Source organism: Pseudomonas sp. AB39(2026) (assembly GCF_059831485.1).
The window spans coordinates 714,063-735,001 of sequence record NZ_CP195212.1; the positions used below are offsets into that span (position 1 = coordinate 714,063).

Here is a 20,939-nt window from a genome sequence, read left to right on the forward strand (position 1 = left end):
TGTCAGATACGTTGCGTCCGATATCAACGGAGGCACGGCTGTATGTGCGCAGATATTTTTCGAGAAAGAGGCCAGCCATGCTCTCTCGCTCTTTCAGCGACTTGGCTTGAGGTATTTGATGCTGGATGCGCTGACCGCCCTCAATGCGAAATTCTGTAGTCCGGCTCAGTTTCTCTTCGTGATGACATTGGTTGAGGATGGATGGCCTGAGCTCACGGCAAGACACTTTTTGGCTCAGGCCACCTGGGAAGATCGAATGTGCGCCACTTGGCTTTCGATAGGTCAAGAGGATCGCGCGGCTGCCGTTTCGCTCAATTACGAGACTTTCCAGAATTTCTGGCCGAACCTGGATTTTACTGCCGGAGATTTCACTGATCGCGCCAAGTGTTGGTCGAGTGAGGTATTAACTCGCCAAGCCGCATCAGGCTGCGATGCCGTAGTTCACTGTTGGATTAGGCGTTGTTGGCCAAACAGCCCGTTATGGCGTGCCCCTGCGGGGACGGCTGGCGTGAACCGAGCCATGGCCTGGCGGCCGTATCTCAGCCCTGCGGGCGCTCATCCTCACGCCTGCGCGCTCCGCTTGCTCACAGATTTACTTCGCGGTGATGGCGGGAAGAAACCAATTCATCGAATAGCTCGCTGGTGATTTGGGCTAAGCACCTGCGCCCGTTCGGTAACTCCATGTCCTTGGGCAAGGCGTCCGGTGCTATAAAATTACCGGTGTGGTGAACGATCATGTTGGCCCGTAACCTCTTTTTTTGACCTGTAACCCCTAGAGGTTTACAGGTCAAAAATTAGGATAACTGGGCTCGCCGCCAGCTGTGTGTCATCTACCGAGACTGGCTAGGCGTGTCCCCTGCAATGCGCAGTTTGCTGAACCACTTGGGGATTGCCCCAACTGAACACTTACACACCTGAGATATGCTGATAAGCGTGAGTTAGACTTTGCAGGCAGGCGTTACCTGTACCCCCAGCACCCCAGCAGTGGACTTCCTATGGCCGCAAAGAACACGCCGAAGCACCCTGATTTACCTCCCTCGCTGGAAAGCAGTATTCGCGGGCGATATGAGCAGATGTCGGCCCTGGAACAAAAGCTGTCCGATGTCATTCTCGCTTCCCCTGGTCAATTGGCAATGCAGACGGCTACCGAGCTGGCGAACCATGCAGGCGTGTCGAAGGCCACTACCACGCGTTTCTTCCGTTCGTTGGGTTATGACTCTTATGAGAGCGCCCGGCGTGAAGCGCGCAAGGCGAGCACTGGCGGGTCCCCTCTGTACCTCCAGCACCTGGGAGACGAGGATCGCGACCCTCAAGCGCTTATACAGCACCACCTGGACCAAGAAGTTGCAAACCTGGCCAAAACGTATGGCTCCCTGGACCGGGCGGAGCTGTTCGAGATGGCGCAAGCCGTTGCCAAAGCCCGCCGGGTAGTACTGATTGGCTACCGCCATAGCCAGACCATCGCTGTGATGTTCCGCAGTAACCTGATCCAGGTGCGTGGCGATATCCTTCTGCTACCGGTACCCGGTGATAGCTTGGCGGAGTACATAGCCGATTTGGACGATCGAGATATAGCCATCTGCATCGGCTTGCGTCGCCGCGTTCCCCAGCTGGAGCGTGCGATGTCAGCGATGTCAGAGCTTGGTGTGCAACTTCTGTACATCTCTGACGTACTTGCCGGAAAGCCTGCCAAGCTTGCACGGTGGGTTATCCGGTGCCACACCGGGGGCAGCTTGATGTTTGATAGCAATGCCAGCGTTTCGGGCATCACCAACCTGCTCTGCTCGCTGGTAGGCAAGGAGCTGGCTGGCGAAAAGTCCACCCACTTGGCACACGCTGAGATCTTGCATCAAAAATTGGGCGAACTGGAATGAACCGAGGTCAGGCAGCACCAATTGGGTGCTGCCGCGCCCCTTGCTGGCGCACATCCATACACATAGGGGGTGGCTCGCCTGACAGTAAGAAACATTTGTTCCAATCTATTTAGCTTTTGAAACCCTTGTTTCTAATGGGCTGACGTTTTTGTTTCGCCGCCATGGCAGACAGTGGCACAAAACCTGCGATACCCCTTGGGTCACTCCACCATGCCAAGGGCGTTATCATGAAAATACTGTTCGCCAGCCTTCCTTGTTCACTGGTTGCCGCAGTGTTCGCAACCAGCCTCCATGCTCCGCTGGCTTCAGCGGATACGCTGGACGAGGTAAAAGCGCGCGGCACACTGGTTGTCGCCATCGACCCCACCTTCGCCCCTTACGAATACACCGACAGCAGCGGCGCGATCACGGGCTATACACCCGCGATCATGGCCGAGGTCGCCAAAACCCTAGGCGTGAGAGTTGAGTATCAGAAGATGGCCTTCAGCGGCATCATCCCTGCTTTGATCTCGGGGTCGGTGGATGCCGAAGGCTCGTCACTGAACGTCACAGCGGAGCGGGCGAACAAGGTGTTGTTCGTGGCGCCCTTCGGCAAGAGTGTGAATGCCGTGATGTCCCGCGTCGACGACAAGCGCCTGGCCTCATCAAGCCTCACGCCCGAACGCCTCGCGGGTTTGAGTGCTGCGGTAAAAACCACCTCGGCCCCTGAGCAACTGATCAAGCAATTCAACGTCGACCTCAAGGCCAAAGGCCTTGCCCCCATCAAGGTCGTCGGCGTCGACAGCGTCGACCAGACCCTCGCAGCCTTGATGACCAAGCGCGCTGATTTCATCCTCGATGACATTACCGTATTGGGCAGCCTACTCAAGCAGCACCCCGATAACGTGCGCCAGGTTGGGGAGCTGGGTGACAGCCAGTGGATCAGTTGGGCAACACGAAAAGACGACGTTCGGCTGAACAAGGCGATTAGCGATCAGATCGTGGCTATGAAAGCCTCTGGCGCCTTGCAGGCACTGCAACAGCAATACCTGGGCGTGACATTCGAGTTGCCCTCCAGCGATTTCATCCCTGCCAAGTGAGGCGCCCCATGTCATCCCCCTCTACGCAAATCCACGTACCGGCCGGGTACGGTCGAACCTTCGAAGTTCGTCGCGGCCAGTACGTTACGGTGATCGATAGTCAAGGCCAGCAAGCGGCGGATTTCGTCGCCATCGTTAACGGCAAGCTTGGCCAATACCTGTCACCCACCCACACCCGGCGCCGCCTGGCCTCGCTGTTTTTCAATGTGGGCGACAGCCTGTATTCGAACGCTGACGAGCCACTGCTTGAAGTCCTTCACGATACGGTAGGTGTACACGACGCTAACGTCCCAGCCTGCGATTGCACTCGATTCAGCGTGGATTTCGGCGTAGACGGCCATCGGAACTGCCTGGACAATCTGCATGAAGGCTTGAGCCATTACGGCGTGTCACCCGTGAACGTACCAGAGCCTTTCAACCTGTTTCAAAACGGCCCCGTTACCGCCGACTGCCGTATGCAGGTCACAGACCCTATCAGCAAGCCGGGGGACCGTATCGTCTTTCGCGCCCTGACAGACCTAGTGTGCGCGGTGTCGTCCTGCCCTCAGGACATCATTCCGGGCAATGGCTTGCTGGTCACGCCTATCGATATCGTCGTGTCCGACCACCAGCCCCTTCCCGCCTGAGGCCAGCCCAATGCTCCTGATGAAAGATGCCAGCCAAAGCCGGGCACCGTTGCCTGTGCAAGTCCGTCGTGTAGAGGCCGGCAGTGCCGGATCAATCGTGGTCAAGCGCGGCCAGCTGTTACGCATTACCGCACTGGAGGATGGCGCCGTCGCCAGCCTGTTCGGCTTCAGTGAAGCCGAGCCCAGCGTTCACCTGTCAGTGCACCACACGCGTGTGTTCAGCAATAGCTATGTGCTGGGTGCTGGCATGCGCCTGGTTAACAATCGCCGCCGGCCAGTGATGGTGCTGGGCAAGGACAGCGTGGGCAAACACGACCTGCTCCTGCCAGCGTCCACCACGGCGTTTTTGGCCGCCAATGGCTATGCAGGTCAACTGGGCTGTGTTGAGGCATTGCAGAGCGAACTGCAACGGCTGGGCCGCCACCAACCCAAGTTACCGGACCCGATCAACCTGTTCATGAACGTGCACCTGGATCAAACAGGTACGCTGACCCCCCAACCGTCTACCGTGAAAGCCGGAGATGCCGTGACCTGCCGTGTGGTACTCGACACGCTGTTTGTAGTCTCCACGTGCTGCACGGGCATTGTCGGCAACGACCGGCCCGGTGCAGTGGAGCTGTCGGTAGCCGAAGACCTTACCGATTTTGCGGTGTAAGCGATGAGTGCTTACGTACAAGTGCTCGGCGCCCTGCCGGACCTGGCGAAAGGCCTGCGAGTTACGCTGGAGCTAACCGTGCTGTCCGCTGTAACCAGCTTTGTGGTCGGCCACCTGATCTGGTGGCTGAGGAGCCGGCCTACGGCGATGTGGCGTGGCCTGGGTCATCTGTACGTAAGCCTCATGCGCGGTGTACCGTCAATCGTGCAGTTATTTATTGTGTTCTTTTCCCTGCCATTGATCGGGCTTGGTGGCAAACCCCTGCTGGCAGCGGTATTGGCAATCGGCCTGAACAGCGCAGCCTACGTGGCGGAGATTTTGCGCGCCAACTACCGAAGCCTACCCCACGGCCAGGGTGAAGCGTCTGCCGCGCTGGGCCTTTCGGCTTTCCAGGCGTGGTGGTACGTGTCATCCCCTCAGGTGTTGCGCAATAGCCTTCCAGCGTTGGTCAACGAATTCACCTTGGTGGTCAAGACCACCCCGCTGGCGTCAGTAGTGGCAGTGACAGAGTTGACCTACGCCGGCCAGCTGGTGATTGCCCGCACCTTCGAAGCGACACCAGTGCTATTGATGGTTGTGACCGGCTACCTGGTCATTTGCTGGCCCACACTAAAGCTGGCCCGCCGCCTGGAACAGCGCTTCAACCGCGCGAGGAGGCCATGATGGATTGGTCTGCGATCGTCCACAACGCCCCTGACCTGGCTGTAGGCCTCTGGCTCACCGTGCGCCTGGCACTGGTATCGGCTTGTACGGCGCTGGCTTTCGGGGCTTTGCTCGCCTGGGGGCTGCAAAAGGGTCAGTTTTGGCTGCAGAGCAGCGTGCGAGCCTACATTGACTTTATCCTCGGGCTGCCGATGCTGGTGCTGATGTACCTGCTGTTTTTCATATTGCCCGAGTACGGCATTACCTTGAGCTCACCTATGGTTGGGGTGACAGCACTGACGCTCTACTACGGCCCTTACCTGGGTGAGGTACTACGTGCCGCCTTCGGCGCAATTCCACAGGGCCAATATGAGGCCTGTGCAGCCTTGGGCCTGCGGCCGTTCGAAGCCCTGTGCCACGTGCTACTCAAACAGGCGCTGCCCGTCGCTCTGCCTCCCTCCGTTGGCCTGCTGATCGGCCTGATCAAGGATACCGCCTTGCTCTCGGTAGTGGGCGTCGAGGAGTTCATGTACGCCGCCAAGCAGGCCATCTCCACCAGTTACGCGCCCTTGGAGATCTACTTGGTCGTGGCCATTGCGTATTGGCTGATTACCTTATTGCTCGACAGTGCCGCCGGTTTTATCGAGCGGCGCCTGAATCGGCATCGAATCGCTTGAATCTGACTTGGAGTTCGACTTATGCCGCCGTTGCCCCCCGTTGCAATCACAATTCCCGCCGGCCATGGCAAAGCAGTACGCCTCACAGCCGGGCAATCGGTACGGGTGATCAACACCCACGGCACACAAGTGGTGGATTGCTGGGCCTGGAATGCCTATGACCTCGAAGAATATATGTGCATGGAAGCCACGCGTGTGTGGACACAGCACCTTAACCCTATGATCGGCGACAGCTTCGTGACCAGTGCGCGCCACCCTATTCTCACCCTGGTCGAAGATACCTCGCCGGGGGTGCACGATACCTTCATGGCAGCCTGTGACCGCCGCCGCTACGAGCTGTTAGGTTGCACTCACTATCATCGAAACTGCAGTGACAACCTCTTTGAAGGCATGCTTGAACTGGGTGTTACACCTCCTCGCCGCAACCTCGCGTCCCTTAATATCTTCATGAACATCCGCGTACAGTCAGACGGCATCAACCTTGCCACCCTGCCCACCGTGACCAACCCTGGCGACTACATCACGTTACGCGCGGAAATGGACTGTTTCGTGGCGTTCTCCGCATGCCCTCAGGACATCGTCAGTATCCAGGGCCAGGGCGACAACACGCCAAAGGACGCCGCCTTGCAAGTGATCGATCAAGGGTTCCCAGCCATCAGCGTAAAAGGCCCTTGGGTGCCTGAGCCTGTAAAAGCCACACAACGTTGAAATCCACCTCTTCCTTTTCGACAGTGGTAAGCACATGAGCATGCCTTCTGCACCCTTTAGTAAATACCTGAACCTGGCTGATGCCCGCCTGGGCGCCGTGGCCTTGTCCGTGAGCGATGACTGGTTCGCCGACGTCAACCGGCTTTTCCAGCACACCGTCCCCGTGTTCAAGCCGGATGTATTTGACGACAACGGCAAATGGATGGATGGCTGGGAGTCACGCCGCAAACGTTATGAAGGCTACGACCATGTCGTTATCCGCCTCGGGGTGGCGGGTAGGATCAAGGGCGTCGACATCGATACCTCTTTCTTTACCGGCAACTTCCCGCCCTCGGCCTCGCTGGAAGCCTGTTTTATCGAAAGCGGAGACCCAGACGCCAGCACCCTTTGGACAGAAATTCTTCCCGCCGTGGCGTTGCAAGGTGACAGCCATCACCTGCACGCCATCGATAGTGCCCTGCCCTATAGCCACCTGCGCTTCAATATCTACCCCGACGGCGGCGTAGCCCGTTTGCGCGTGTACGGCATTCCTCATATGGATTGGAGCAGAGTGAAGGCCGGTGAGCGTGTTGACCTGTGCGCCGCGTTGAACGGTGGGCGCGCTATCGCCTGCTCCGACGAGCACTATGGCCGGATGGGCAACATCCTCAATCCAGGCCGTGCGGCGGTCATGGCCGAAGGTTGGGAGACCGCACGCCGCCGCACGCCTGGGAATGACTGGGTGATTGTGGCGCTAGGGGTGCCGGGTGAGGTTGACAGCGTGCTGGTCGATACCCTGCACTACAAGGGCAACTATCCAGATCGCGTATCGATCCAGGCGGCGTATGTAAAAGGCGGGACGGACAGCCAGGTTGAAACGCAGAGCCTGTTCTGGCGAGATTTGCTGCCGGAGCAGAAGATGGAGATGGATCGGGAGCATCTTTACATGCAGGAACTGCAGGCACTGGGGCCTATCACTCACGTTCGGCTGAATGTATTTCCCGATGGAGGTATCAGCCGGCTACGCCTATGGGGAAGGCCCTCTATTGCCGGAGACATCGACTAGCACTACCCAGTGCGCGGTCTGCCCCATACACCCAGCGGCTGGCCGGGTTTTCACCGATTTACGTTAACGTACGATATAGAAAGCGTTTACTTCTGAAAATGCCAATACTATAGTGGACGTTAACGTTAATTAAAGCCGTCTGTCTCGGCTCATTCCCAGGTGAAAACATGAAGCCATTTGCAATCGCACTCGCTTTCGCCGCCCTCGCCGTGGGCGCGACACCCCTTCAGGCCGCACCTCGCCCAAAGGTGGAAGTTGCACAGGAGGAATTTCCCGTGCTCAAAGGCTTCACCAGCGGGTACGAACGTGTGAACGGTGTGAAGTTACATTTCGTCCAGGGTGGCACAGGCCCGCTGGTGCTGCTGGTCCATGGCTTTGGGCAAACCTGGTATGAGTGGAATAGCCTCATGCAACACCTGGCCAACCGTTACACGGTCGTGGCCGTTGACCTGCCTGGCCTTGGGTTGTCAGAGCCGCCAAAAACAACGTTCACAGGGGTAGATGTCTCGGAGTACCTCTACACACTTGCCAAGCAGCTGAGTGCAGGCAAGCCCTTCTATGTGGTAGCCCATGACATCGGTATCTGGAACAGCTATCCCATGGTTGCTCGCCATCCGGGGGATATCATCAAGGCTGTTTTCATTGAGGCGACCATCCCGGACAACACGCTGTATACGCTGCCAGCCTTTGTCGAAAGCGGCGAGGCACCTGGCTGGCATCACAGCTTTTTCGCGGCGTCCGACCAGTTGGCGGACACGATGGTCAAGGGTAACGAGCGGTTGTTCCTGACCCACTTCATCCGTCACCACGCCAGCAACCAGGCGGTCTTTACGGACGACCTTTTAGACCGCTATGTCCGGTCGTACGCCAAGCCCCAGACCTTCCACCAGGCCTTTGAGTATTACCGCGCCCTGCCCCAGTCCATTGCCCAGAATGAGCAATTGATGGCCAACCCGCTCACGCTCCCTGTGCTCGCGGTGGGTGGTGGTGGCAATGGCGGCTTCGGCGCCCTGCAACCCGACAACATCCGCCGCTATGCAAGCCATGTCGAAGCGCACGTATTGCCAGGCTGCGGCCATTGGGTTCCCGAGGAATGCGCACCCGCGCTGAACCCGTTGGTGTCTTCCTTCCTGAATCGCCAATAACAAGGGGCTTTGCTATGTCCAGCAACGTACGAGGCATAGACCATATTGGCATCACCGTCCCTAACATCGAAGCAGCTACACAGTTCCTGCGGGAGGCGTTCGATGCGGCAATCGTCTACGACACTGTCATTGATGGCCAGCCCCAGCGTTCACCCGATGAGCTTACCGCCACAGTGGCGCTTGAAGGGGGGCTAAGGGTGACGGCGACTCGCATGATCCGTATGGGAAATAGCGCCAACATCGAGCTGTTTGAGGTTGAGGGTGCGGCTCCAGGCGTCGAAGGGCTCGGCGCAATCGGGCTCCATCACTTCGCCGTTTACTGTAATGACCTATCTGCGACCCTGAACCGGGCCTTGGCAGCCGGGGCGACTTCACTTCGCGGGCCCAACGCCCTGTTTGGCTCGGAACAGGGGCCTGGGAATGCCATGCATTACGTGCGGGCGCCCTGGGGCTCGCTGATTGAGTTGATTTCAATCCCGGCAGGCACGGCAGCGGGGCATGAATCAAACCGCTGGCACCCCGACTGACCTCGGGTGAGGTGCAGGGGGCTGCTTTCAGCTGTTCGCAGCCCCAGTCAGGCTTGAGCGTTCTCTATCAATCGTTCAAGCACCACCCCTGCCCGCTCAGCCACGGCAAGCAGCCGCTTCTCCTCCCACCCTTCCCTTGCGGCGGCCGACAACCCCAGCATGGTCACCGCCACATAATCCACCACCGGGTCGGGCACCGGAATGCCGGAAGCCTCAAGAAACGCCGTCACCCTGGCCCGATTCTCCTCTGCAATATGCTTGGCGGCAGTGCCCCATTCCGTCGTGCTGGCTTTGGCATGTTCGAGAATAAAGCAACCACGGCGCTGCGGGTGAGCAGCGTAGGCCTGGGCGGCCGCGCGCAGCATTTCAAGCAACGCCACCTGGGGTGGCGTGCCTGGCACCAGAATACGGTCCAGCGGCACCACCGTGGCGGAGTAATGCTCCAGTGCATCGTTGAAGAACGCGCCCTTGCTGCCAAAGGCCGTATAGAAGCTAGGTGCCGTGATCCCCATTGCCTCGGTCAGCGAAGCGACGCTGACATGCTCATAGCCGTGCTCATGAAACAGGTGCTGCCCCACAAGGATGGCGTCTTCAAGGGCGAATTCACGGGGGCGGCCACGGCCACGCTTATTTACGTTATTGGTCATTATAGAAACCGTTTACTTTGGGGGATGTGAATACTATAGTAGCTGATAACGTAAATAGCCACGCCGCCTCTTCTTCTGCGTATGCGGTGATCGGTTCACCTATTCAAAAGGCGCTTTATGCAACCCTCTTCGTCTCCCGACCTGTCTGAAGCCAAGCCTGTTGCAAGCGACAGGCTCCCCATAGCAGCATTGGCGGGCCTCGCGGCCAGCGGCTTTCTTTGCATTGTCACTGAAACGCTGCCTGCCGGCCTGTTGCCCAGCATTGCTGCGGGCCTGCGTGTCTCTGAAGCTATCGCGGGGCAGTTGGTTGCGGTTTATGCCTTGGGGTCCCTATTGGCGGCCATTCCCCTTACAAGCCTCACCCAAGGTGTGCGCCGCAGGCCTGTCCTCCTGGCCACCATCCTGTGCTTTGTGATCGGCAACACCTTCACGGCCATGGCCGAGTCCATAGGGGTAGTGCTGGTTGCGCGCTTTATCGCAGGCTGTGCGGCAGGGCTCGCCTGGGGAATACTGGCAGGCTACGCGCGTAGCCTGGTGCGCCCAGAGCAGACCGGGCCGGCCATGGCCGTGGCGATGGTAGGTGTGCCTTTGGCGCTCTCGCTCGGTGTGCCCTTGGGCACGTTTCTCGGGAGCCTGGTGGGGTGGCGAGGATCGTTCCTGGTGCTGTCGGCTTTGAGCGTTATGTTGATCGGGTGGATTCTTGTGAAAGTACCTGATGCGGCAGGCCGTTCAGGTGATAACCGCCTCTCGCTGCTTCGCGTTATTAAAACCAAAGGCGTCGTACCGATCCTGCTCGTCATCCTGACCTGGATGACCGCCCACAACATCCTCTACACCTACATCGCGCCGTTCTCGACCGCCTCCGAATCAAGGGTCGATCTTGTGCTGCTGGCCTTCGGCCTCAGTTCATTGCTCGGCATAGGCTTGGTGGGGAAGCTGATTGACCGCCTGCTTCGCCTGATGGTGCTTAGCGCAATCGGCTCGTTCACATTGACGGCCGTGCTCCTGAGTGTCGCGGGAGACCAGAGCCTGGCCCTCTACGCCGGCGTCGTTATCTGGGGGCTGGGCTTTGGTGGGGCTGGCGCCATGATGCAGACTGCATCTGCGGATGCCGCAGGCGACGGTGTGGACCTGGCCCAGGCCATGGTTACCACGGCATGGAACCTGGCCATCGCGGCTGGCGGCGCGCTTGGCGGCGCACTGCTTACCCACGGGGGTACTGCCATGCTGCCGCCTGCCGTGGCCGCACTTGCAGGCCTTGCCTTTGTCATAGCGCTGGCGGGCCGTCGCTATGCTTTCCCTCCGGGTAGTCGTGCTTAACCCATTACCGCCGTGAGCGCGTCGTGGAATAATCCCCACGCGCCCTCAACTATTGGCACTCGTCCAGCATGGCCCAGGCAACACCCCCGGATCTCACCACCACTGCCCACTCGCTGCTGCCCCTATCGCGTACCTACCCGCAAGGGCTGAGCATTGAGCCCCATGCCCATGCCTGGGGGCAACTGCTCTACGCCGAGCACGGCATGGCGTGGGTGGATACACCGGACACGGCACTGCTGGTACCGGCACACCGGGCGGTGTGGATACCGCCCCATGTTCCCCATGGCATTCGCGTGGTCCACAACCTGGACATGCACAACCTCTACCTGCGCCGCGAGGTCGCTGAGCGTATGGGAGCTCAGCTGACCGTGGTGGCGGTTTCGCCCCTGCTTCGTGAGCTCATCAAGCGCAGAGTGAACCTTGCCCCCCATCCGGAAAACGATTATCAGGACGCGCTCGATACGTTTCTCATGGTGGAGTTACGCCGCGCGCGCTTCACGCCCATGCGCGTGCCCATGCCAGCCGGTGGCGATCGTCGTCTGCGCAGCCTGTGCGAACAGGTGTTACGCGCCCCGTCCCTACAGGTCTCGTTCGAGGCGCAAGCCGAAGCGGTGGGTGCCAGCACGCGGACACTGGCCAGGTTGTTCAAGGCAGAGCTGGGCGTGAGCTTTATGGACTGGAGGCGCCAGGTGCAGTTGGCGTATGCCTGTGCTCGCCTGATGGAGGCCGTTGCCGTGAACACGGTGGCGGTCGAACTGGGCTACAACCTGAGCAGCTTTAGCGAGATGTTCAAGCGTTTCATGGGTGTCGCGCCCTCGGCCTACGCTGCCGCCCAACCCACCGAACCCGACCAGGGTGTCTGATAGGCGCAAACATCTGGCAGGTGGGACATAGCCCACCGCTTTAGGCTAAGTGCACGTACCTTCAGAGGCCTCCACCGTGAAAGCACTGCAATTCACTGCCACCGGCAGCGTTGACAACCTCACCCTCGCCGAGCTGGATGTCCCGCACCCTGCCCCTGACGAAGTGCTGGTGCGTGTCAAAGCCGCTGGCCTTAACCCTAGCGACCTTAAAAACGTGCTTGGCCGATTTTCCTACACCACCCTGCCACGGGTGCCAGGCCGGGACTTTGCCGGGGTAGTCGAGCAAGGCCCTGCGCAGCTGATCGGTAAGGCCGTATGGGGTACGGGCAAGGGCCCGGGGTTTCTGCGGGACGGGTCCCATGCTCAATACCTGACCGTACCGGCCAGCGGAGTTGCCTTGATGCCCACCAGCCTGTCATTCGCACAGGCCGCTGCCATAGGCGTTCCGTTTACAACGGCCTATGACGCGATAGAACGGACGGGGGTCAAACAGGGCACCACCTGCCTGGTGATAGGCGCCAATGGTGCCGTAGGCAGCGCTGCCATAGCCCTGGCTGCCCTTCGAGGTGCTCAGGTGGTGGCTGCCGTGCGCCGTGAGGACCAGGCGCACGCGCTGCAAGCTCAAGGCTATCAAACGCTTCTCCTGAACACCACCGAGTCTCTGAGCGCACAGGTGAACGAGGCATTCCCCGGTGGCGCGGAGGTGATTTTCGATACCACCGGCTTTTGGTTACCCGCCTCAGTGTCCGCTCTGGCAAACTTCGGGCGCATCGCGATCATCGCCGCGCCAGCCGACGGCCAGGTGGATTTCCCTGCGCTTGCGCTGTACCGCAAAGGCGGTGTACTCATAGGCGTGAACTCCTTGCTCTATGACACCACCCAATGTGCGCCCATGCTGACCGACCTTGGCCGGGACTTCGATCAAGGGCTGCTACACGCGCCACAGGGCATCCAGCAGGTCAGCCTTGACGACGGCATTGCTGCGTACAAGGCGATAGAGGCCGGCAGCAGCGAAAAGGTGGTGCTTATTCCGTAGGGTTGGAGGCGCTAGGGATGCGCTTTACATCGGGCATGCTTGGCCTCCTACCGGGTTAGCGTGCCGCCTACAGCACAATGTAATCGTTACGCTGGGTCACCCCCCGATGGGTGCCCTCTATCAAGTGCACATACCGCCCATCTACCTCATCAATCGGCAGGCAGTCGTCCACGTCCAGAACGGCATCGGTGTGTGCTTTTTTCCAGGTGCTCAACATCTGCTGGCGCCCTTGCTCGATGGCGCCTTTTTTACTATCGGCCACCACCAGCAGGTAGTGATGCGCTTCGCCGAAGGCCCGGCTTTCATAACCGCCCAAGTTGATAAAGTAAAGCCTCGGCGCCCCCGCACAAGGTGCCAGGGCACTGAACGCCACCTTCCACTGGGCGACACCGTCCACCGCCATCCAGGCATCGATGTGCACCCCCTTGGCACTTCCGAACCAGCCTTCGCGTAGTGCAGGGTAGGCGTCTTGGAGGGTGGTAGCCACCACAAAGACCACGTCGTGCACTTCGATTTTAGCCTTCGGGTGCTTGCCGCCTAGCATCACCACAAAAAGCGTCTTTTCCCGTTCATTGGCCGTGTGCACCGTTCACCTGCAGGTCGGATGTGTTAACCCGACCCGCTATATCATTGGCGCCGGTGCCATTGCAACGCCCAGTGTGACAGGCGCGAAGGCATTGCTATGGGCTGTGGCGCCACATCGCTCAGCTCAAGGAGCTTCTGCCGGCTGGCCAGGCTCACCTTCCGCAGCCCGCTCTGCCTGCTCCCGCCCTGCCCTTTGGCTGAGTTCGTGGAACTGAAAATAAAGGCTCGGCACCGTATCGCTTGCATTCTGCCTACCTGGCTGGCGGGCTGTCCGCGCGATGCTGCTGAGGCCACTGGCATACGCCCCGGCCTGTGTGATGGCGGACTGGGTGGCCTGGTGGGCCGCTTTGCCCGTTTCGGCCAGGTAGCTCAGCCCCTTGCCGGCCGCGCTGCCAGCCGCTTCGCCCACCATGCCCGGCAGTGTGAGGTTCGCACCGGTGAGCACGCCGGTGCCGCTGGCGTAGCCGGTAGCGCCTTTATCTAGAAAATTCCACGCTTTGTTGATACCTAGGAAGGCGGTGAGCACCAAGTTGAGCCCTACAATCTCCTTGAAGGTCTGCACCGCCTTTTGCATGTCGGCATCAGGGTTGAGGGCCAGCTTGAGCATCTCGGACGTGCACCACATGCCGTCGGCGGCGTAATCAGCCTTGCCGACCATGCTTTCCATGAGCACCACCAAGGCGGCGCTGATCCCACCTGTCAGCACCACCAGGCCCATTTTGGGATAAAAGTCCGGGTCTTCTTTGCGAGGCACGCTGGGCGGCTCAACCCCTACCCGCCTAGCCTCTGCTTTGTCATGAACCTGCTTGATTTCACTGCTTTTACTGCCCAAAAACGTCAGGCTTGAATTGAGAATGTCCGTGACGGCATGGTCTTTTTTGAACACCTCTACGGCTAACTTGACCTCTCGGGCCATCTGTTCGCCCCGGCTGAAGTGGTCTGCAACCGCGTGGCGGTCTACTTCGTCGATCGCCGGTGCACCTGTGCCTGCCTTAGACAGCTTTTCCTTGGCCACTTTGATGGCGGACCAGATAGCGTCCCGGTTGAACACGCCAAGGGTCGCACCGCCGGAGACCACGGCGGTGGCCATACCAAAGCCTACGCTCTCCAATAAGTGCTCGTTATGGGCAAAGGTTGGCTGTGCGACCAACACGTTGGCCAAAAACGTCACGAAGTAGCGGTTGAGCATATGGTCAATGTTAGTGCGGTTGTTGGTCAGCTCATTCATCATCAAGCCGGCCATAAATACGGCATTCTTGGTGAAGTGGGCAATCAGGGAGGCGCTGTAAGGCTTGTCGCCACTCACAAAGGCCACGGCCAAAGGCAACGGTGCCAACGTCAGGAGCATGGCCGGGCTGGCCGTCAGGCGGCTGACCAGCGATCTTCCTGTAGAGGCCCCCCTTTCCAGGGTTTGCAACTCTTTGTCTATGGACTGGTAGAGGTCTGAGAGCTCCTTGCGCACGGCCTCTGGCAGGCCTGAACGCGCCAACACACCCGGCAGTTCTTTATTGTGCGCTCGCCAGGCTTTGATCTTCCCCGCGGCGTTACCGTCCACTACGGCACCCAACAGTCTGCGGTCAGCCTCGCTTAGCTGGGCAGTGGGCTTGTCCATCAGCGCCTTCAACCCGCCAGCATTTGCCCTGGTCAGCGAGGGTTGAGCGCTGAGGCGGCGAATCTGTTCTTCGGTTAGCTGTAGCGAGTCGTTGGCCAGGGCCCCACGCAGCTTTTCATCGAAAGACGAGGCATACCCGCCTTCTAGGTCATTGCTGATGTTCACCGGCAGTGGGGTGTTGAGGACTATGGCCATTTGTGCTCGGTTAAGCTCGATCACCCTGTGGTTCAATAAAGCCTGCAGCTTCCTGGATGAGAGTTGCAGGGATGATCGGCGCATGATGCTCAATATCGCTTTATCGTCCATGGGCGCTACCGCCCCGTAGGCATCGAACTGGCGCGCCGAGTTAAGCCCACCCTTCAACAGCGCCTGCGCAAGGCCCGTTTTGTTTTTGGCCGGTGCGCCTGCTTCAGCCAACGCCGTATCACTGCCCTCTCCCGCTGGTATCACATGTTGGCGGCGCAACTCCTCAAGCAGAGGAGTAACAGCGTTAGTGAGCTCGTCCAGCTCCTGCCGGGTAGGGAGATGCGGACAATGGCGCCCCAGTGTCGCCAGTGTGCCAGGCACGCCGGCGAGGGCCCCAAGCACATCTACATAGGGCCGCAACGAGGCAGTCATCGGTTCGGGACGCTGACTCAATTCATGAGTGAATGCGTTGGCGCGGTGCTTGGCCATACGTAGGAAAGTGCCAAGCATCATGTAGGGCAAGGTGCTTTCAGGCTGCTGGGCCAGCTGTTGCGCATCCAAGTGCGCCAGTGCCATCAAGTCCACAAGGGCCACCGCTGCCGATGGCGCATGGTGGAGGCAGTGGCTAACGGTTTGGTGAAAGCGTGCCTGCAACAGGTTTATGTGCCCCTGCTGCCAGCCCCCATGGGCTGGTTGGTTGGCGGGAGTGTTTTCACAGTGGCCTTTGCATGTTTCCAGCACGGCGAGTAGAGCCTGCTGCTGTTCGACGGCGGTCAGTGCCTGCCCGCCCCTGTCCGTCATGGCTGCGTCTGCGAGGCGCCCGCTCAGCCTTACGACATCTCCAGGCGAAACCCGTGGTTGGGCCAGCTGTTGCTGAAGCTGTGCAAGGAGCTGGTCGGTAGCGTACTGGGGTGCATCGGCGGTGCGCCCGAGTAATGGGCCTACCTCACCTGAGGCCATGAATGCCCGTGTTCGTGCCTGTCGTGGGGTTTCCTCGCCGCGCCCAGGCTCAAGGGGTGTACCTGGCACAATGGGCCCTGCAGCGATAAGGCGGGTAACGGTAGGCGGCATGAATCAACTCTCCTTTGGGCCCATGTTAGAGGCGGTGCAAGACAGCCCTAGGTGGGCCCAGGGTTGATTGCAGTTCCATGACAGCCGGTCTGGCAACCCTCTGAAGGGTTGTGGGAGGGAGGATGCCAAAGCAGGTTCTTTAGTCCACCTGCTCTTCCTGATGCGCCAAGTCCTCATTGCTGAAAAAGTAGCCTCTGTTCACCATCGTAAAATTTGAGCGGGCCTTAATCAGTTGTCTGGGAGAAACCAGGGCACGTCCCGGCTTATCACCCCGGCTCGGGCGCTGAGCTGCGCGGCCCAGGTTCTTTTGCAAGGTACCGTGCGCATCACGCGTAAACCCCATCGGGGTCGACGAACCTACGGGTGTAAAAAGGGCCGCGGCCAACTCATACCCGCCTTGGGCACCCGGTTTAACGTCGATGGTCAGCCGTCCCAGCGGTGTCTTGTCTGGGTTCAGTACATTGATCCCATATTGAGCCTGTCGCTTGTCCTGCCCCTGCGTACGGCTGAGCGGCAAAGTTTCTCCCCTCAAAGCAGCCGCCGCCGTTGAAGCGATAACGCTATGATCGATCGTTGAATACTGTTCCTCAGCGGGGGCCGCTGAATGCTCCTGCGCAAAGCGCTCTAGCGCCTCTATATCGGCCGTGCGGACCGTGCCAGGGGCGAGTGAAACTGGAAACTGCGTACCTTCGGTGCGTGCGGGCGCACTCGTTGGCCCCAGCGGCTGCAGCGGTGTTGGCGAATACGACGCTAAGGTGGGTCTAAGCGTGTTCATGTCTACCTTTTGCTAATACAGCCCTATGGCTAATCACCTTGAGTGGCAATCCAGGCTTAAGCGTTCCATGGCTGACACCCTTCAAGCGGGAGATAGGGCCACACGCGGGGTACTGTTCGCATTTACGGGGTCTAAATGCGCTTCCCACTCACCCATAGGACACTCTTGCAACCCTCCTCACCGCTTCAGCAGCACCGCCGCACGCACCCGTTGCCGGCCAAAGGCGCTCATGCGCTGGAATTCTCCGTGGCTTACCGGCAAGTGCTGGCAGGCGAGGTGATCACGCTGGCGGCTGTGGTCCACATCGGGGTCATGCAGGTATACAAATTCTTCATCGCAGCCGGTCACCATCACCCAGTGTGGGGCCTTGAGGCGTGTGAAGCGGTAGCTGCTGATCAAAACCACTGGCTTGTAGCCCGCCTGCAAGGCGGCATTCACATCCAGGCTAGGCTGCGTCAGTTGCTCCACGCCAGTAGCAGCCAACGCCTCTACGAAGCCTTCTTCCACCAACTGCATCACGGCTTTCTTCTCGGCGCTGCGAACCCCCTGCAGAAACAGCGGGCCGGCCTGGCTGAGCACTAGGCGCACCGCAAACCCTCGTTGCCAAGCGGCCAGTGCCAAGCCCTGGGGGCTGCAGCCACCGTGGCCGGCAGTCATGAATACGGTGGTCGCTTCACGCCAGATCTGGATCTCCTCCTTACGCTCTAAAGGGCGCTGTTTATCCAGGGCACCCATGGCCATCAGCAGGCAAGCGGCGCCACAGGTGAATTCCGTGGTCTGCGGGTAGTAGGGCACCTGGCGGGCGGGTGGCGGTGCATCACGCACAATGCGCTTTTCGTAGCGCAGGGCTTGGGCATGGTCCTCGTAATAATCCTCCACCACCGCAAAACGCCGGTAGCCATTGGCTTCATACAAGCCGATGGCGGCCTGGTTGTCGGGGCGCACTTCCAGGCGTAACCATGCGCAGTTGCAGGCCAGCGCCCTGGCCTGTGCTTGGGCCAGCAGCTGTTGCCCCAGCCCATGGCCTTGCCACGCGGGGCTCACTGCAATGGAGTAAAGGCGCCCCAACGAGGTGCCACGGTGAAACAGCAGCAAGGCATAGCCGGCTAGCTGCCCTGCCTGCTCGGCAAGAATAAGGCTGGCATTGGCCCGGCTCACCATCCAGTGAAAGTTGCGCGGGCTGAGCCGGTCCAGCGCAAAGCATTGCTGCTCCAGCGCCACCAGCGCGTCGATATCGGCCACGGATGCAAAGCGAAAATCAAAAAGCATGGCTACACCGTAATGTTTGAGTAACGAACCGGGACAGGGCGCAAAACCCGTGATTTATTGAAGGGGCGAGTTCTTCAACAGGGATCGATTACTCATGTCAGCGGTGCAAGCCAACAGGGCCGAAGTATTGGACAAATCCGAGGGTTGTACAACCGCCCTCGACGATCAACCTCCTGGCAAGCCGCGAAGCGGGCGCCGCCTGCTGATCGTGGTGGAGCGTCGGGAAGACTGGGCCAGTTATCTACCTAGCGAAAGCCTGATGCTGGTTCAGGATTACCTGGAACACACCGATGAGGTGGCAGGCCGCACCCAGGTGATCAACCTATGCAGCAGCTACAAGTACTTGGGCCAGGGCTATTACTGCTCATTGCTGGCCGAGGCCCGCGGGCACAAAGTGATCCCTTCGGTGCGCACCATCAGCGAACTGTCGCGCAAAGCGCTTTACAGCGTGGGGCTGGACGACTTGGGGCGCCCCCTCGAACGCGCCCTGGCCAACCACCCTTACGGCAGCACAGAGGCGTTTACCCTCACCCTGTACTTTGGCAAGACACCTATCGAGCCGCTGCAAACCCTGGGGCGGCAACTGTTCGAGGCCTTCCCCTGCCCCGTGCTGCTGGTGGAATTTCGCCGTGCTGACACTTGGCAAATTGCAGGCATCAAAGCCGGCTCGCTGCACAAGTTGCGTGACGAACAGCAGTACATGTTTGCAGACGCCTTGGATGCGTTCAACCGTCGCACCTGGCGCCAGCCGGACTCAAAACGGGTGGCGCGTTTCGACCTGGCTATTCTTCACGACCCTGCCGAAGCACTGCCGCCCTCCAATGCCCAGGCCCTGAGCCGCTTTATCGAAAACGGCAAAGCGCTGGGCATCGACGTGGAGCTGATCGAGAAGAAGGACTACGCCCGGCTGGCCGAATTCGACGCCCTGTTCATCCGTGAAACCACCCGGGTCAACGACCATACCTACCGGTTTGCCAAAAAAGCTGAAAGCGAGGGGCTGATCGTCATCGACGACCCCTCCTCTATCCTGCGCTGCACCAACAAGGTGTACCTGGCTGACTTGCTCAAGCGCCGCAAACTGGGCATGCCCGCAACGGAAATCCTGTACAAGGACCGGCCCCAAGAGCTGGGGCGGGTGGGCCGGCGCCTGGGCTTTCCCTTGGTGCTGAAAATACCCGATGGCTGCTTTTCTCAAGGCGTGATCAAGGTAGCCGACGCGCAGGCGTTAACCGCCGCTGCCCAGAAGCTGTTCGAACATTCCGTACTGCTGCTGGCCCAGGAATATTGCTATACCGAGTACGACTGGCGCATTGGCGTACTAGACGGCGAAGCGCTGTACGCCTGCCAGTACTTTATGTCCAAAGGGCACTGGCAGATCTACAACCACAAGGCCGAGGCTGGTGAAATCAACGGCAAGTGCCGCGCGGTGCCGGTAGCCCAGGCCCCGGAAGCCGTGGTGAAGCTGGCGGTGGACACGGCCCGGCTGATCGGCGACGGGCTTTACGGTGTGGACCTCAAGCAGGTGGGTGACCGGGTAATGGTGATCGAGGTGAACGACAACCCTAACCTGGATGCCGGTATCGAGGACGCGGTATTGGGCGACCAGCTCTACCGGCGCGTGTTGCACGCCTTCATTCAGCGCCTTGAGGCCAAATACCGCAACAGGGCAAACTGAACCATGATCGAAGGCTACCGTATAGAACAGGGTGCCTTGCGCCAGGCCCCTGTGGACCAGTCCACAGTATGGTTAGGCATTGCGCCCGATGGCAGCGAGCGGTCAACGCTTCAGCAGCGGCTGGGCATCAGTGCCCAAACGCTGGACGCTTCCCTGGACCCGGATGAAGTGGCCCGTATCGAGATCAGGCCCGATCACCTGTTTCTCATTTGGAAACGGCCTGAAAGCTTCGATGGACGCGCGTTCAATGTGTCTTCTTTCGGCGTGGTGCTCAGCGAACAGCGGCTGGCGGTGATCTGTGCCAGCCACTCCCTGCTTTATGGGTTGAACCAGGCAGCTGAGATGAGCAGCCCGTTGGACGTGCTCATGGCGCTGCTGGATGAAAGCGTGCACCACTACCTGGGCCACCTGCGCGTGGTCAAGCAGGTAGCCCGGGAGCTGCAGCAACGGTTTACAGGGCCTCTGGACAACCAGCATCTGATGCAGATGTACAGCCTGAGCGAGAGCCTGGTGTACTACGTCAACGCTATCCACAGCAATGGCGCAGTGCTGGGCTTGCTGCGCAGCCATGGCCAGAAGCATGGCTTCGGCCCCGACCAGTTGGCGGCGTTGAACGACCTGATTATCGAAAACGACCAGAGCTACCAGCAGGCCAGAATCCATGCCCAAGTGTTTGCCAACCTCATAGAGGCGCGTGGCAACCTAGCCAACAACGGGATGAACCTGGCCCTGCGCAACCTTACGTTGATCAACGTGGTGTTCCTGCCCCTGAACCTGATCGCCGGCATCGGGGGTATGTCCGAGTACAGCATGATGACCGCAGGTACGCCGTGGTGGGTCTCGTTCCCAGCGTTGCTGGCGGGCATGGCGCTGCTGGGGGGCGGTATGGCCGTGGCGCTCAAGCGGATGGCCTGGTAAGGCC

General features: G+C 59.7%; 20 protein-coding genes. 15 read left to right on the forward strand and 5 right to left on the reverse strand.

What is annotated here, in order from left to right; genetic code table 11:
* Nucleotides 1-995: 995 nt before the first annotated feature.
* The 10 genes from ACSAMW_RS03105 to ACSAMW_RS03150 all read left to right on the forward strand — a co-directional run bounded on the left by ACSAMW_RS03105 (nt 996) and on the right by ACSAMW_RS03150 (nt 8,978).
* The gene (locus ACSAMW_RS03105; RefSeq protein ID WP_500592613.1) at nt 996-1,874 is read left to right on the forward strand and encodes a MurR/RpiR family transcriptional regulator; all 879 of its coding nucleotides are present in this window, start codon (nt 996-998) and stop codon (nt 1,872-1,874) included.
* Nucleotides 1,875-2,101: 227 nt separating this feature from the next.
* On the forward strand, nt 2,102-2,953 hold the full coding sequence (locus ACSAMW_RS03110; protein WP_500592614.1) for a transporter substrate-binding domain-containing protein: 852 nt from the start codon (nt 2,102-2,104) through the stop codon (nt 2,951-2,953).
* An 8-nt stretch (nt 2,954-2,961) separates the two neighbouring features.
* Entirely contained in the window at nt 2,962-3,579 is a 618-nt protein-coding gene (locus ACSAMW_RS03115) for a DUF1989 domain-containing protein (RefSeq protein WP_500592615.1), read from the forward strand.
* 10 nt (nt 3,580-3,589) lie between these two features.
* Nucleotides 3,590-4,234, forward strand: coding sequence for an urea carboxylase-associated family protein (locus tag ACSAMW_RS03120; protein WP_500592616.1), 645 nt, complete (start codon nt 3,590-3,592; stop codon nt 4,232-4,234).
* A gap of 3 nt (nt 4,235-4,237) precedes the next feature.
* On the forward strand, nt 4,238-4,897 hold the full coding sequence (locus tag ACSAMW_RS03125; RefSeq protein ID WP_500592617.1) for an amino acid ABC transporter permease: 660 nt from the start codon (nt 4,238-4,240) through the stop codon (nt 4,895-4,897).
* On the forward strand, nt 4,897-5,553 hold the full coding sequence (locus ACSAMW_RS03130; RefSeq protein WP_500592618.1) for an amino acid ABC transporter permease: 657 nt from the start codon (nt 4,897-4,899) through the stop codon (nt 5,551-5,553). Before ACSAMW_RS03125 ends, ACSAMW_RS03130 begins: the two co-directional genes overlap by 1 nt.
* Before the next feature lie 21 nt (nt 5,554-5,574).
* A complete protein-coding gene (locus ACSAMW_RS03135; protein ID WP_500592619.1) occupies nt 5,575-6,261 on the forward strand; it encodes a DUF1989 domain-containing protein in 687 nt (228 codons plus the stop codon).
* Between the two features lie 34 nt (nt 6,262-6,295).
* Complete coding sequence (gene alc, locus ACSAMW_RS03140) at nt 6,296-7,306, forward strand: allantoicase (protein ID WP_500592620.1); 1,011 nt, start codon at nt 6,296-6,298, stop codon at nt 7,304-7,306.
* Between the two features lie 167 nt (nt 7,307-7,473).
* Nucleotides 7,474-8,451 carry an alpha/beta fold hydrolase gene (locus ACSAMW_RS03145; protein WP_500592621.1) on the forward strand — a complete coding sequence of 326 codons (978 nt, stop codon included), beginning with the start codon at nt 7,474-7,476 and terminating at the stop codon, nt 8,449-8,451.
* Nucleotides 8,452-8,465: 14 nt separating this feature from the next.
* Nucleotides 8,466-8,978: a VOC family protein gene (locus ACSAMW_RS03150; RefSeq protein WP_500592622.1), complete on the forward strand. Its 513-nt coding sequence runs from the start codon at nt 8,466-8,468 to the stop codon at nt 8,976-8,978.
* 47 nt (nt 8,979-9,025) lie between these two features.
* Here the strand turns inward: ACSAMW_RS03150 and ACSAMW_RS03155 are convergent, their stop codons facing one another.
* Nucleotides 9,026-9,625, reverse strand: a complete 600-nt coding sequence (locus ACSAMW_RS03155; RefSeq protein WP_500592623.1) for a TetR/AcrR family transcriptional regulator — start codon at nt 9,623-9,625, stop codon at nt 9,026-9,028.
* A gap of 117 nt (nt 9,626-9,742) precedes the next feature.
* Here ACSAMW_RS03155 and ACSAMW_RS03160 point away from each other — a divergent pair, with 117 nt between their 5' ends.
* The 3 genes from ACSAMW_RS03160 (at nt 9,743) to ACSAMW_RS03170 (ending at nt 12,844) form a co-directional block, all read left to right on the forward strand.
* Nucleotides 9,743-10,945, forward strand: coding sequence for an MFS transporter (locus ACSAMW_RS03160; protein ID WP_500592624.1), 1,203 nt, complete (start codon nt 9,743-9,745; stop codon nt 10,943-10,945).
* Nucleotides 10,946-11,013: 68 nt separating this feature from the next.
* Nucleotides 11,014-11,808 (forward strand): AraC family transcriptional regulator, encoded by a 795-nt coding sequence (locus ACSAMW_RS03165; RefSeq protein ID WP_500592625.1) that lies wholly within the window; start codon nt 11,014-11,016, stop codon nt 11,806-11,808.
* Nucleotides 11,809-11,884: 76 nt separating this feature from the next.
* Complete coding sequence (locus tag ACSAMW_RS03170; RefSeq protein ID WP_500592626.1) at nt 11,885-12,844, forward strand: quinone oxidoreductase family protein; 960 nt, start codon at nt 11,885-11,887, stop codon at nt 12,842-12,844.
* A 67-nt stretch (nt 12,845-12,911) separates the two neighbouring features.
* On the opposite strand, the gene ACSAMW_RS03175 is transcribed toward ACSAMW_RS03170, so the two are convergent.
* From ACSAMW_RS03175 to ACSAMW_RS03190, 4 genes are all read right to left on the reverse strand, one after another.
* Complete coding sequence (locus ACSAMW_RS03175) at nt 12,912-13,388, reverse strand: DUF1543 domain-containing protein (protein ID WP_500593959.1); 477 nt, start codon at nt 13,386-13,388, stop codon at nt 12,912-12,914.
* A gap of 165 nt (nt 13,389-13,553) precedes the next feature.
* A complete protein-coding gene (locus ACSAMW_RS03180; protein WP_500592627.1) occupies nt 13,554-16,298 on the reverse strand; it encodes a HopW family type III effector protein in 2,745 nt (914 codons plus the stop codon).
* Between the two features lie 139 nt (nt 16,299-16,437).
* Nucleotides 16,438-17,073: a hypothetical protein gene (locus ACSAMW_RS03185; protein ID WP_500592628.1), complete on the reverse strand. Its 636-nt coding sequence runs from the start codon at nt 17,071-17,073 to the stop codon at nt 16,438-16,440.
* Between the two features lie 177 nt (nt 17,074-17,250).
* Nucleotides 17,251-18,342: a peptidase C39 family protein gene (locus ACSAMW_RS03190; RefSeq protein ID WP_500592629.1), complete on the reverse strand. Its 1,092-nt coding sequence runs from the start codon at nt 18,340-18,342 to the stop codon at nt 17,251-17,253.
* A 94-nt stretch (nt 18,343-18,436) separates the two neighbouring features.
* Here ACSAMW_RS03190 and ACSAMW_RS03195 point away from each other — a divergent pair, with 94 nt between their 5' ends.
* A complete protein-coding gene (locus ACSAMW_RS03195) occupies nt 18,437-20,017 on the forward strand; it encodes a RimK family ATP-grasp domain-containing protein (RefSeq protein ID WP_500592630.1) in 1,581 nt (526 codons plus the stop codon).
* Nucleotides 20,018-20,020: 3 nt separating this feature from the next.
* Entirely contained in the window at nt 20,021-20,935 is a 915-nt protein-coding gene (locus tag ACSAMW_RS03200) for a magnesium transporter CorA family protein (RefSeq protein WP_500592631.1), read from the forward strand.
* Nucleotides 20,936-20,939: the final 4 nt, after the last annotated feature.